Origin of the sequence: Carnobacterium gallinarum DSM 4847 (assembly GCF_000744375.1) — a bacterium.
Classification (GTDB): Bacteria; Bacillota; Bacilli; order Lactobacillales; family Carnobacteriaceae; genus Carnobacterium; species Carnobacterium gallinarum.
Window position 1 is genome coordinate 2585488 of sequence record NZ_JQLU01000005.1, and the last position, 13012, is coordinate 2598499.

The 13012-nt window shown below is 32.2% G+C and carries 9 protein-coding genes and 1 pseudogene; 8 read left to right on the top strand and 2 right to left on the bottom strand.

Features of this window, described 5'->3' with window-relative positions; genetic code table 11:
- Window positions 1-10 precede the first annotated feature (10 nt).
- The 7 genes from BR43_RS16700 (at window position 11) to helD (ending at window position 9406) form a co-directional block, all read left to right on the top strand.
- Window positions 11-811, top strand: coding sequence for a WxL domain-containing protein (locus tag BR43_RS16700; RefSeq protein ID WP_034564011.1), 801 nt, complete (start codon window positions 11-13; stop codon window positions 809-811).
- Between the two features lie 39 nt (window positions 812-850).
- A complete protein-coding gene (locus BR43_RS16705; protein WP_034564014.1) occupies window positions 851-1690 on the top strand; it encodes a WxL domain-containing protein in 840 nt (279 codons plus the stop codon).
- A 71-nt stretch (window positions 1691-1761) separates the two neighbouring features.
- Window positions 1762-3099: a pectate lyase-like adhesive domain-containing protein gene (locus tag BR43_RS16710; RefSeq protein WP_034564016.1), complete on the top strand. Its 1338-nt coding sequence runs from the start codon at window positions 1762-1764 to the stop codon at window positions 3097-3099.
- A gap of 84 nt (window positions 3100-3183) precedes the next feature.
- On the top strand, window positions 3184-3954 hold the full coding sequence (locus BR43_RS16715) for a WxL domain-containing protein (RefSeq protein ID WP_034564019.1): 771 nt from the start codon (window positions 3184-3186) through the stop codon (window positions 3952-3954).
- 315 nt (window positions 3955-4269) lie between these two features.
- The gene (locus BR43_RS16720; protein WP_034564020.1) at window positions 4270-5448 is read left to right on the top strand and encodes a WxLIP family cell surface protein; all 1179 of its coding nucleotides are present in this window, start codon (window positions 4270-4272) and stop codon (window positions 5446-5448) included.
- Between the two features lie 146 nt (window positions 5449-5594).
- Window positions 5595-6887 carry a pectate lyase-like adhesive domain-containing protein gene (locus BR43_RS16725; protein ID WP_034564023.1) on the top strand — a complete coding sequence of 431 codons (1293 nt, stop codon included), beginning with the start codon at window positions 5595-5597 and terminating at the stop codon, window positions 6885-6887.
- Window positions 6888-7114: 227 nt separating this feature from the next.
- Entirely contained in the window at window positions 7115-9406 is a 2292-nt protein-coding gene (gene helD / locus BR43_RS16730; RefSeq protein WP_034564025.1) for an RNA polymerase recycling motor HelD, read from the top strand.
- A 94-nt stretch (window positions 9407-9500) separates the two neighbouring features.
- Here helD and BR43_RS16735 read toward each other — a convergent pair whose 3' ends face one another.
- Entirely contained in the window at window positions 9501-10796 is a 1296-nt protein-coding gene (locus tag BR43_RS16735; RefSeq protein WP_034564027.1) for an HdeD family acid-resistance protein, read from the bottom strand.
- A 109-nt stretch (window positions 10797-10905) separates the two neighbouring features.
- The gene (locus BR43_RS16740; RefSeq protein WP_034564029.1) at window positions 10906-12090 is read right to left on the bottom strand and encodes a glycosyltransferase family 4 protein; all 1185 of its coding nucleotides are present in this window, start codon (window positions 12088-12090) and stop codon (window positions 10906-10908) included.
- Window positions 12091-12886: 796 nt separating this feature from the next.
- Between BR43_RS16740 and BR43_RS20765 the strand changes: the two are divergent.
- Window positions 12887-12979 (top strand): annotated as a pseudogene (locus BR43_RS20765) (SEC-C metal-binding domain-containing protein); the annotation flags it as partial.
- Window positions 12980-13012 lie beyond the last annotated feature (33 nt).

A 13012-nucleotide genomic window follows, 5' to 3' on the forward strand; every position in this document is an offset into this window, starting at 1 on the left:
GGAAAACATTATGAAGAAAAAAGTTTTAGCAGCAGTATTATTAAGTGGGATTTTATTACCAACATTCGCATCAGCAGCGGATCAACCTGGAGTACCAACAAGAGGTAGTGTTGTATTTGAAGTAGTTGGTGATACTGAAACAGGTACAGTAATTGTACCAGGAGAAGAAGATACAGATGACAATACAATTATTCCAGAAGGTGGCGGTAGTTCAACAGGACCATTAAGACTTGAGTCTGTACCTGATATTAAATTTGGAACAATTAAATTTAAAACAGGAAAAACTACTCACCCTGCACTTCTTGAAGAGTATACAAAACCTGCAGAACCAACAGTAAAACGTGCTATTCCACATTTCGTTCAAGTCACAGATGAACGTGGATTAGTAGATGGAACTTGGAAATTAAATGTTACTTCAACTACATTTAAGGATACAGCAGCTGTTGCACCAGAATTGATTAATTCAAAAATCATTTTGAAACAACAATCATTTTTTAACTCAGTTGGTGATTTTGCTACACCTGTTGTAGCTGCAACTACTTTAGTAGATGGTTTTACTGGGACAGAAGCAACAATCCCAACAGATGGCACAACAAATGTTCAGATTTTATCAACAAAAACTGGGCAAACAACAAATGGTTCTAAAACATCTACGGTTTTCAATTCTGCATATCTTCCTGAAAACTTAGATTCATATGAAGTTAACACATACAATGATGGGGTTATTCTAGATAAAGCGAATGGCGATAATGTTCAAATTGGAGTTAACTATGAAAGCAACTTAATTTGGACATTGAGTGATTCAATTTAATCTATTTAATAATTAATTAACAAGAAAGAGGATGATAAAATGAAATTAACAAAAGTAGCAGTCATTGCATTAGTTGCAAGTGTCGGATTAACAGGTTTAGGTTTATCAGCTGAAGCAGCAACTACATCAGCTGACACAACAGGGAAAGTACAATTTAAAGCACCAACGGATCCAAGTGGTCCAACTGTAAAACCAGATACACCAGATGAAGAAATTACTACAGATACTGGTAATCTGACTACAGGTACGTTAAGAATGGAACATGTACCTGATTTTGATTTTGGTAGTGTATTCTATCGTTCAGGAAGCCAAGAGTTCTGGGCTAAGAATGAAGGCTATAAAACTGGAGCAGTTCAATCTTATATTCCAAACTTTGTTCAAGTGACAGATGAACGTGGGGCTGAAGCTGATTGGAATGTGAGTGTATCTGCTACTGTTTTTACAGCAGATAAAGGTACAGCAACTGAAAAAAGATTAGATAATACAAGCATTCAATTAAGAGAGAAAAAATTAACCAATAATGTGTATGATTATGCACCATTTGATTTGACTGGAAGTGGAGCTGAAACAGCTACGCGTTTAGAAGGATTTGATGTAACAAGTGGTACAATTCCAACTACTGGTTCACTTACTATTTTTGGTACAAAAGCAGGGGCAAATACTGAAGGTTCTAAATCTTCAATTGTGTTTAACACTGCCTACACAGAAGGAACTTCATATTCTGCTCCAGAGGATGAAGTAGAAGTAAGTGGAGTAATTGATCGAAAATTAGATGGTAAAAATTCTGGAGTTGTTTTAGTAAAACCAGCTTCAGACAGAGCTTTAGTAGGAAAAGAATACGTATCTACTTTAACTTGGACAGTTTCATCATCAATTTAAACTAGTTCTAAATTGAAAATATTATGGTAACACTGTAACAAAATATAAATTAGAAAAGGAAGTAATTGAACATGAAGAAAAATAAATTTGTCCTAGTTGGGTTATGTGCACTTGTATTAGCAACAGGAGCTGGATTAGCATTAAATGCTGACACAGCAGAAGCAGCAAAAGTTTCAAGTCCAGCATTAACAGTTGTAGTACCTACAAGCTACACAGAAGTTAACACGATTGATGAATTTAAAGCGGCTTTAAAAGATGAAAACGTAACATCAATTAAAGTAATGAGTAGTATTAAATTTACTGGAAATATTACTAAAATCCCAAATCGTGATTTAGTAATTAATGGTAATGCAGATCAAGGAGTTGTCATTGATTCTAATATTTATTCAATCTATGGCAAACAAAATACTAAAGGTAGTAATGTATTTGCAATTCAAAATGCTAATATTACTGGTGATGCAGGAGTAGGTCGCTTCTTTACCGGTGGAACTGGTAATGGTCCTTGGAGCTACGGATGGGATGTAAATGCTAAAGATGTAACTTATACAGGAGCTCGTTTTGTACATTTATCAGAAGGTACATTAGTATTTGATGGAACAAACAAAATTGATACAGGAGCTGAAAATGCTTGGGTTCATAATCTAGTATTTAAAGCTGGTTCAAAATATAACGGAACTGCAGCAACAAAAGGTCAATTTTCTGCATTTTATTTCAACGGTGAATTAAGTGGAGGTAACGCAGACGGTAAAGTTCAAATTGAAGATAATGCTGAAGTAAATGTAGTTATTTCACCTGAAAACGATAAAAACTATTTCTATCCAGTATTTTATGACAAAGTATATCAAGTAAACGTTGGTAAAGGCGTTAAATTTAACGTAGATGCTGCTGGAGTAGCTTTCCAATTTATTCCACGTGCTGATTTCCCAGAAGAACCATCATTAAATATTCAAGATGGCGCTAATGTTAACTTTAATGGTCGTGGTGGTGGATCATATGCTGCAATGAAAATCCAACAATATGGTACTAACATTAATTTAGATCAAGGTTCTGAATTAAAAGTTACAGGAAATTCAAAATATGGTGTTATTGAAAGTAAATATAATTTCGTAGACTTCAATATTAATGCTGCCTACAATTTTGAAGTAACAAATAATTTAGCAGATGCTCCATTATTCAATGCTTCAAAAACTGAAATTAAAGCTGTAAACGTATCTGCTATTAGTACTTGGGGAAAAACAGGAGCAGAGTATACTGAAGTTGAGGACCATGCTTTTAATGGTGTAAGAACATTTACTACTAGCATTACTGGTAATGCTAATGGGGAAGTTCAATCAGTGAATACAGATGCAGTTGAAAATTTCCAAATGGATAATTATGGAAAAGTTAAATTCATCGCTGGTGGATGGTAAAAAATAGTTAAAAATTAAACTTGAGCTAGAATAGGATTTTATCTTATTCTAGCTATTCTTTAAAATAATGGAGGAAATAAAAAAATGAAAAAAAATAAATTTGCAATGATTGGTTTCGCAGCAATTGCTTTATCAGTAGTATCTTTTAATACTGTAGCATCTGCTGTTCCAACAAATGCTGATGTACAGTTTGAAATAGATGATGACTCGACTATTGGTGAGGTTATTAAACCTGGTACTCCTGAATTAATTATTACTCCTGAAGAAGGTGGAAGTACAACGGGTCCATTAAGAATTAATCATGTTCCATATATGCATTTCGGAACACAAAAAATTTCAACAGCTAAGAAAGTATATCATCCAACTGTTGAAAGATATACAGAAGGAATAGAAGTGAAATATATTCCGCATTTTGTACAAGTTGCTGACGCTCGAGGAAGTATGACGGCTACTTGGAAACTTACGGTTTCTGGAACTGTATTTAGTCCTACTGTATCAACAACAAATCCAAAATTAAACAATACTTATATTTCTTTGGATCAAGGAACAATTACAAATAACTATTATGATGAGCAGTTACCAGTTGAAACGGCAAATATATTATCAGGTATTGGAGCTACAAAAATTATTCCAACATCTGGTGGATCACTTGATGTTTTACAAGTACAAGCTGGAAAAAATACAAACTCAACTATTTCTTCAATTGTTTTAGCTGATGGTTATAACGAAAGTACTCCATACACTGAAACTGATTTGAATTCTGGAGTTAGTTTGCATGTTCCAACTAATGATATCAAAGTTAATGGAGAGAAATATGAATCTACTTTAACTTGGACATTAGCAGATTCTATCTAAATTAAAAATAGATGATCTAAATTCGGGCATTTTGCTTGCCCGAATTTTTTAATCAATTTTTGCTGATTAATTTGATTCCCAACTATCTTAAATACATAGGAATAGAGTATGTAATGGATATAAGCGTTCATCAAAACGATCAATATGACGACTGATTTGTAAAAAGAAAAACTTATAGGTAAAGTATATTGAATTATAGCTATAAACTAAATGAATATTTTGAATAATTATGAATGACTGTTTAAGAAGCTATCCAATAAATGATACTGAGTAAGTTTATAGTTAAAGATACTTAATTGAAGGAGCGATTACAGGATGAAAAAATCTAAAATTTTTTCAATTTTATTTACAATAATGGTGTTACTAACAACTTACTTGCCACAAAAAGCTTATGCTGCTAATGAAGATAGTTCAGTTCCTATTTCGGCAAATGTAGTTTTACCAGAAAATCAATACAAAAAGGAAGCATCGTATTTCTATTTGAAAATGACTCCTGGTCAAGAGCAAGAACTTGAAGTCAAATTAAACAATGGTTCAGATAAGGCACAAACCGTTGATATTAGTTTAGCTTCAGGTATTACAAATGATGGTGGAATTATTGATTATCCAGATGATTTGAAAAAATTTGATAAAACCTTGAAATATCCATTTTCAAAAATTGCTTCAACAGATAAAACAGCCACTATTGATCCCAATTCTACAAAATCAATTTTTATTAAAGTGAAAATGCCTGCTGAAGAATACGATGGTATGATTATTGGTGGGATTAATATTAGTTTAAAAGAGAATAATGACAAAGAAAAAGCCGACAAAGATTCTGAAGGTGGCATGAAAATAAAAAATGTTATTCGATATAACTTTGGTATTGTTTTAATTGAAAATGAAAATGTAGTTATTCCTGATATGAAATTGAATAAAGCTTATGCAGGACAAGTCATGGGGATTAATACAATTAAGGCAAATCTATCTAATACAGAGTCTTGGATTATTGATAACCTTGATATTACTGCGAAAGTTTCTAAAAAGGGTAGTAAAGAAGTTCTTTATGAAACGACTAAAAACGGGCTAAGAATGGCACCTAATTCTAATTTTGATTTTGGAATTGGAATGGGGAATAAAGCTTATAAAGCTGGTAGCTATAAAGTAACGATTGCAGCTAAATCAGATAGTCCAGAAAAAGAATGGAATTTTGAAAAAGAATTTACAATTGATAGTGAAACAGCCAAAAAATTAAATGATAAAGCAGCTGAACTAGAAGCGCCTGATTATACAATGTATTGGATTATTGGTGGTGTTAGTTTAGGTGCATTGCTGATTGTTGTTATTGTAACTCTAGTCATTTACAAAAAAAAGAAAAAAGCTAGAGAAAAAGAAGAGCGTCGAAAACGTTTGATGAGAAAGAAAAAACGTCAAGCACAAAATAAAAAAAGAGCAGCAACTAATTCAGCTGATAAGTCAGTGAAAAGAAAAACAAATTCTACAAAAAAAGAGTAATGAATTCAAAAACTAACATAGGATGCATAAATTATTAAATTCCTTATTTTTTGATAATTTGATAAAATTAAAAATGTTTATTTTATGTTATGATTTATTTATCGGCTTAAATAAAGTTGAAATTTAGTTAATAAAAGGGGAAAATTATGAAAAAAACAATTACAAAAGTTGCTTTAATTGCAACACTATCTTTATCAACAGGAGTCTTATTAGCTCAAACGGCTCACGCTACTGAAGGAGTCTCTACAACAGGGATTGCGTTAAAAAGTTCGGTAGTTGTAAATACCTATGAAGAGTTGGCTACTGCTTTAAAAGATGTTTCTATTAGTGAGATTATTGTAAATAATAATATTACGTTCCCAAAAGCAATTACTGGAGTACCTGCTCGTAATGTTCGTATCTATGGTTCAAAAGATAAAGCTATTACAATTAATTTAGGTAAATATTGGATTAAAGGAAATTCTATTAAGAATTCTGATAGTAATGCAGTCATGACTTTAGAAAATGCTAATATTGTTGGTTATCGTAAATTGGCAACGTTCCTTAAAGGTGAAAAAGGTTGGGATTTTGTTTCAAAAAATAATGATTTCAACGGTGAATCATTAGTTCAATTAAATAATGGTCATTTAACCTTTGAAGGTACAAATAATATGGATGCTGAAGATGAAATTGGTTGGGTTAATCATGTAACTTTTGCTGAAAATTCTGTATTAAATGGAGTTGCCGCAAACAGTGGACATGATCGTAGTGCTTTTCGTTTTAAAGGAACATATGCAAATGGTTATGGTGGGATTGTAACTTTAGAAGATAATTCAGAAGTGAATTTAGAAGTTAAAAATAAAGCTCGTGCCGCATTTAATGGAAAAGTAAACAAAGTTAACATTGGTACTAGAGCAATCTTAAATATCAATACAGACGGAACTGCAATTGAATTCGAGAAGAGTAGTTTGCATAAAACGAATCCTGAGTTTAATGTTGGTGAATCTGCGATAGTTTCAGTTAAGTCTAACGGTGAAGCAAAAGTTGCTAAACCAGCAATCAGCTTTAAACAACCAGGAAGTCAATTTAACATGGCTTCTCAGGCGACTGTAAACATTATTGGAACAGCTGCAACAGGAGTTATTGAGTCTGCTAAAGATACTAATTTTAATTTTGATAATGCTGCTCGTCTAGTAGTAGAAAATGAAACAATTGGTTCACCTGTATTTTCTACAAAACAAACTTTCGCGACTAGCTTTAATATTTCTGGTGATTTTTTAACTGTAAATGCTTGGGATAAGCAAACGGTTAGAGCTGGTAGTTGGGATATTTTATCGAATACTACTTTTAATGTGAATAAAGGTGCAACATCAACAATTGTTTCAGATTTTGAAAAATTTGTTGAAGAATTTAAAGTAGAAAACTATGGTAAAATTGTAATTGAAAACGGTGGATTTTAATAATAACTATTAAAAAATGGAAATGGCTTGCTTAAGCCATTTCCATTTTTTTTGATACATATTTCCTTAGTTTAAATAAACTTACTAGAAAATAAAGGTTATTCTTGCTATACTAGATAAGCTAATATTGCGATTTATCTGGTTGAATTATTTTTATTTTATTCCATATTGTCAGTAAAATAGTCGTTAAAAAGCATTAATTTTTGAATTTTACAGGGGGTTTTTAGGTGGAAGTTAATGAACATGATTTTAATTATGAGCAAAGACGTGTCGATTGGACAATTTCTGAGATTCTGAGACGCGAAATAATTTTAACAGACTCTGTAGAATCAGTACGTGGCGAAGCACAAGATATTCGCTCAAATTTTTGGAAAGATGTTACAGTGAATGTTAGTGAATCTGATGATGTAATTGAGACAGAAGTTAGTATTCGACAGCAGGAGCTGTTATTACAAGAACGAGAATTAAATTATAAACATGCTGAAAAACAATTAAAAGCAATGAAAAAATTAAAGAGTTCTCCTTATTTTGCTAGGATTGATATCCAAGAAGGGCAAAATGAATCTGAAACGATTTATATTGGAACAGCTTCGTTTATGGATCAGAATGATGAGTTTTTGATTTATGATTGGCGTGCTCCAATTTCGAGTGTTTACTATGATGGTGCATTGGGAGAAGTTGAATATTTAACACCAGATGGTACACAGATAGTTGAAGTAAGTTTAAAACGGCAGTTCATTATTAAAGATGCTCAAATTGAGGCTATGTTTGATACAACTGAAACAATTGGAGATGAGATGCTTCAAGATATTTTGGGGAATCAGTCTAATTCACAGATGAAAACTATTGTTTCAACGATTCAACAGGAGCAGAATAAAATAATTCGTGATACGACGAGTCAACTTTTATTTGTTCAAGGTGCTGCAGGGAGTGGAAAGACTTCGGCAATCTTACAAAGAATTGCGTATTTGCTTTATCATTTTCGTAATGGGTTAGATTCAAACCAAGTAGTGATTTTTTCACCGAATAAGCTTTTTAATCACTATATATCTAATGTATTACCAGAACTTGGTGAAAAAAATATGATTCAAACCACTTTTTTAGACTTTGCTCAAGCACGAATTCATGGATTACGAGTAGAAAGTTTATTTGAACAATTTGAAAACAAGGAAAATAAACAACGTCAAGAGTTATTGAATTTAAAAGAAAATGCTATTTTTTATCGTAGTTTAGATCGCTATGCTGGATACCTTGAAAAAGGTGGTATGATTTTTAAGGATATTAAATTTAAGCAAGAAATTCTTTTTACAAAAAAGAAAGTTGCTGAAATTTTTTATTCTTTTCCCAGTCATTATACAATGCCACAACGATTCACTTATACAACTGAAAAATTATTAGATGAATTGAACCGACTGGTTAGAAAGGAATCTAAAAAGGAATGGGTTGAAGAATTACTAGAATCTCTCAGTGAAGAGGAGTATAAGGGTATGAGTGGCAATCAGAAATTTGAGAGCTTTAAAGAAGAGCAAACGTTCTTAGCCATGAAAGTTGTTCGCAAACAATTTAAACATGTACGCAAGTCGATTAATCAAAGACGCTACTATCATTTAAAAGCACAATATGCTGATTTTTTGAAAGTTGTCCCAAAACTAATAAAATTAGACTCCTATGGAATCTCTCTAACTGAATGGCAATCTGAACAAAGTTCTGTTATTTCTAAATTAAATAAAAAACAAATTATGATGGAAGATTCAGTACCGTATCTGTATTTGAAGGATATAACATTAGGCAAAGAAATGATGCGCACAATTAAATTTGTTTTTATTGATGAAATTCAAGATTATTCAGCTTTACAAATCACTTATTTAAAAAGTCTATTTCCAAATGCACGATTTACTATGTTAGGCGATTTAAATCAATTGATTTTTAAAAATAAAAAACAAGAGGATTCTTTATTTGATAGTATTGCACCATTATTTGATCCAGAACGTATTCAAAAGATTGAATTAACAAAAACATATCGTTCAACAGCAGATATCACTAATTTTACGAAAGGAATTTTAGTTGATTCAGACACAATTGAAGCTTTTGAGCGTAAAGGTGATTTGCCAAAGGTAGTCATTGATTCTAGTTATCCAGCAATGATTGATTCAGTCGTGGAGGCTGTTGCAGGAAAGCAGAGAGAATCTAATTTAACAGCGATAATCGGGAAAACAATCGAAGACTGTGAAAAGGCTTATGAGTTGCTTAAAACTAGGATAGATAGTACCTTGATTAGTAAAGAAAATCAAAAATTAACGGAAGGTATTATTGTTCTTCCATCTTATCTAGCCAAAGGTTTAGAATTTGATACAGTGGTTGTTTTAGATGCATCTAATCACAACTATCATTTAGAATCTGAACGAACATTGTTGTACACGATCTGTTCTCGGGCAATGCATCATTTAGTTATTACTAGCAATGGTCCAAAATCTACTTTATTTGATCATGTGCCATCAGAACTTTACCAAATAAAGTGAGTGAAAAAGGCTGTTTTGACTAAAGATTAGTGAACTAAAAAATTAAAAACTGTAAGAAATCAGCATTTGTAAAAATGGATTTCTTGCAGTTTTTTTAGTTATAGACTTGATAGGTAATCACATTACTGTCTGTTCGTTTAAATTCATGATTCAGAAAATCTAGATAAGCCCCAGGAGTTAAAATACCATTAATGGTGAGCAAGTCAATCCCAGATGGTCCAATAATAGTATCAGCTAAGAGAACACAATTGGTTGTTAAAACAAAATATGTTTTAAATTTGCCGCGATTGAATTTTGATAGGTGACAATGAGTCGCTGCATACAAACAACTAGCATAATCGCTGTATGGATTTGTTGCTTTTGTAAAGTTTTGACCTTCATCATTTTTGCGTTCCAAATGTGATTTCCAAGGGTAACAATCCATTTTTAATTCATTAATCTTTTGTCGAATATCAATTCGTTGTTGTTCATTTAACTGAATGCCAAAGCCAAATAATGTTTTTTGATTATGTTCAATACAAAAACGAATATAATCCTCTTTTTGAGTTGAAATTAAAACGCCATCGCCAACTGTATCAAATAAGCGATAGGAATCCTCATCGTAGTTTCCATAAGAAATAATTTCACCATCAAAACACAGATCCATATGACCAATTGAACCATAGCTTTTTTCAGTAACATGAATAAAGATTTCTAAATCAGGAATAAGGTCTGATTTTTTCTCAACTAATTGAGGACTGTTGGTCTCGTTAGTATCAGAGTCTGGAGTTAAAATAGCGTTCGTTTCCTTAAGAACTGCTCGAGGAACAAATGCTTCAATAAATACTGGTGGAGTTAACCGTATTTTACGTTTCAATCGATTTTTAGTTTCAGGTGAAATAAAGGATTGAATGGTTAAGGCTAAATTTCCGATTCCGTATAAGGTAAAATAGAGTCCAATAATAATCAGAATATCATTAATAGCTAGTCGAGGAGACCATAATAACACGATGCCAAGTATAACTTGGAAAATTCCGCTAACGAATAAATTAAAACGACCAGTTAGTTGATTTTTTCGATACGTTTGGTAATTGACTAGCAACGCAACTCCTTTTAAGACCAGATAAGCTCCAAAAACAACAGCAAGTAGATAAAAGGGAATATTTGAGAAATAAAAAATAGCTGCTAAAATTAATCCAGTCAAGCCGTCTAACAGACTTCTTTTTTGTTGCCTTTTTTTTATAAAGAACTGAAAAAAATGAGAAAGACTATCGATTATTAAAGCGCCAGTAATCGTGATTGTTAAGATTGGCAATAAACTTGCATTTTTGTCCATAATAACAATTCCAATAATAAGTAAAAAAATACCTGAAAAAAATAAATAAAGTTGATTTAAGCGCATAACTGACATTAGAATCCCTCACTTAAAATTTTTTTAAATAACGAACTCTCCATCATTCCAAATTAGGAATGAAAGAGAGCCCCAGTTGAAAAATAATTGCTTAAGTTAAATATAAAGATTATTTATAGAGTTTAATAATTTTTAAACCACGACGCTCTTTATATTCATATTCATCAATAACTGTTTGATAAAAAGATAAGACGTGATTGCCGAATGCTTCAGAGGAAATATCATATAATAGTTTGCTGCGTTTTTCAGCAAGTTCTGCTTCGTTCTTAGGACGATCTAATTCGTTTAAAATCGTTTTTGCCAGATCTGTATCATCTAAAAATAACTGTCCAAAATCACCAGTTCCAATCAATCCTTCAGTATAAACGTTTTGTTTTGCAATAATATTCGTGCCACATGCTAAAGATTCGATATAAGTTAACCCTTGAGATTCTGATTCAGAGGCGCTAACGAATAAGTCAGCCATTGCATAGTATGCAGGAACTTCTTGACGTTCTTTTTCACCAATAAAAGTGAGATGCTCTGTAATCTGTAACTTAACAGCTAAGTCTTCTAGTTCAGCTTTTTGTGGGCCTTTTCCGACAATAACTAGTTGCAAATTAGGTTTGGCTTGAATTAATTCAGGCATTGCTTTCAAAATAGCTGTGATATTTTTTTCTTGAGAAAGTCGACTAAGAGATAGGATAATTGGAGTATCATTAGTGAAACCTAATTCTTGACGAATATCTTTTTTATGATCCAAATTAAAGTCTGTTAGTACAACTCCAGTTGGTATAATTTCAATTGGCCGAACCACTTCATAGGTGCGCAATTGTTCTAATACACGTTCGCTAGGAGCTATGACGCCATCCGTTTGGTTGCAAAAATATCTAGCTAAAAGCTTAACATGATAGGGTTTGACAATTTTTCCTTTCGCAATGTAATGGAGATAATCTTCATACATTGTGTGATAGGTATGAATACAAGGGATTTTTAAGTGCTTGGCCACTTGTTTTCCTGTTAATCCTAAACTAAACTCGGTTTGAGTGTGAATCAAATCTAACTCATATTCTTTGGCCTTTTTTACAGCTGTATGGGAACCGCTAACGGCAATTCTACGATCTTTAAATGAAAAAAAAGGAATACTGGTCAAACGTACAATATTAGGTTCATTCTCGTCTGCATTCGGATCGGTTGTTGTAAAAATAGTGACACGATGTCCATTTTTCTCTAATTCATCTTTTAATGTTTTTATGGATGTTGCAACTCCACTGACTTGAGGGAGGTAGGTGTCGGTAAATAAGCCGATATTCATTTTAAACACTCCTTTACTTCGTAGAAACTTATAGAATTAAACTTACTAAATGCTATAAGTTAAATCCAGTTAATTATACCATTAATTGTTTAGTTTAGCATCTTGTCGGTACAAGTGACTCTAATTTTTTTATCATTTGTCTCATTAAATCCGCTTATTTTCTGGAAATTTACAGAAAAACTTAAAAATTTATAGCAACTGTGTTATGATTAATAACTGTGTAAACAAATTTGTGACTTTATCTAAATAAAACACAAACTATTTAAAAAGGAGTATTAAAATGACTGAATTTTCTGCGGAAAAATGGAATAAAATTAATGAACAGACACAAGAATGGTATCAAGAATTTACAAAATCAGCAGCCTATCAAAGCTTAACTTCTGAGTGGCAACAAATAGATCAAAAAGTGATTATGGCTTTTACTGAATTTCAATATAAGAATTTCACAAGAGAAGCTAAAAAATGGACGGCAGCTTCTTTAGAGGAAACAATAGTGGATCAATTTCCTAGTGACTTGATTTTAGAGAGTGAAAAGTTTGCAGGTATCCAACCAATTTTAACTGCATATTTTGAATTTTTAGAAGCTACAAATAAAATTAAGAATGCTCCAACATTAGTAAAACGTTTGGAAAAGGTTGCGCCAGAAATGGTTAAACGTGAAGCAAATCCAGTTAATTGGTCTGCTGTTAAAAAAACAGGAATGGAAATTAATGTTGTGCAGGCAGAAGTAAAGCCTAATGTTAAAAAAGCTACCCTGCCAAAACCGTCATCAGTTCAGCAAAAAATTCCTGCAGGGAAGAGACAGCCTATTCATCGTGAAAAAGTTGGACGCAATGAACTTTGTCCATGTGGCAGTGGAAAAAAATATAAAAAATGTTGTGGTGCGTAAGTGTACTGAATGAATTTAAATAGAAAAGTCACC

Excerpts from the sequence above, each read along its gene's own strand:
- BR43_RS16700 (WP_034564011.1), top strand. The coding sequence starts at position 11 with ATGAAGAAAAAAGTTTTAGCAGCAGTATTATTAAGTGGGATTTTATTA.
- BR43_RS16705 (WP_034564014.1), top strand. The coding sequence starts at position 851 with ATGAAATTAACAAAAGTAGCAGTCATTGCATTAGTTGCAAGTGTCGGA.
- BR43_RS16710 (WP_034564016.1), top strand. The coding sequence starts at position 1,762 with ATGAAGAAAAATAAATTTGTCCTAGTTGGGTTATGTGCACTTGTATTA.
- BR43_RS16715 (WP_034564019.1), top strand. The coding sequence starts at position 3,184 with ATGAAAAAAAATAAATTTGCAATGATTGGTTTCGCAGCAATTGCTTTA.
- BR43_RS16720 (WP_034564020.1), top strand. The coding sequence starts at position 4,270 with ATGAAAAAATCTAAAATTTTTTCAATTTTATTTACAATAATGGTGTTA.
- BR43_RS16725 (WP_034564023.1), top strand. The coding sequence starts at position 5,595 with ATGAAAAAAACAATTACAAAAGTTGCTTTAATTGCAACACTATCTTTA.
- BR43_RS16735 (WP_034564027.1), bottom strand. The coding sequence starts at position 10,796 with ATGTCAGTTATGCGCTTAAATCAACTTTATTTATTTTTTTCAGGTATT.
- BR43_RS16740 (WP_034564029.1), bottom strand. The coding sequence starts at position 12,090 with ATGAATATCGGCTTATTTACCGACACCTACCTCCCTCAAGTCAGTGGA.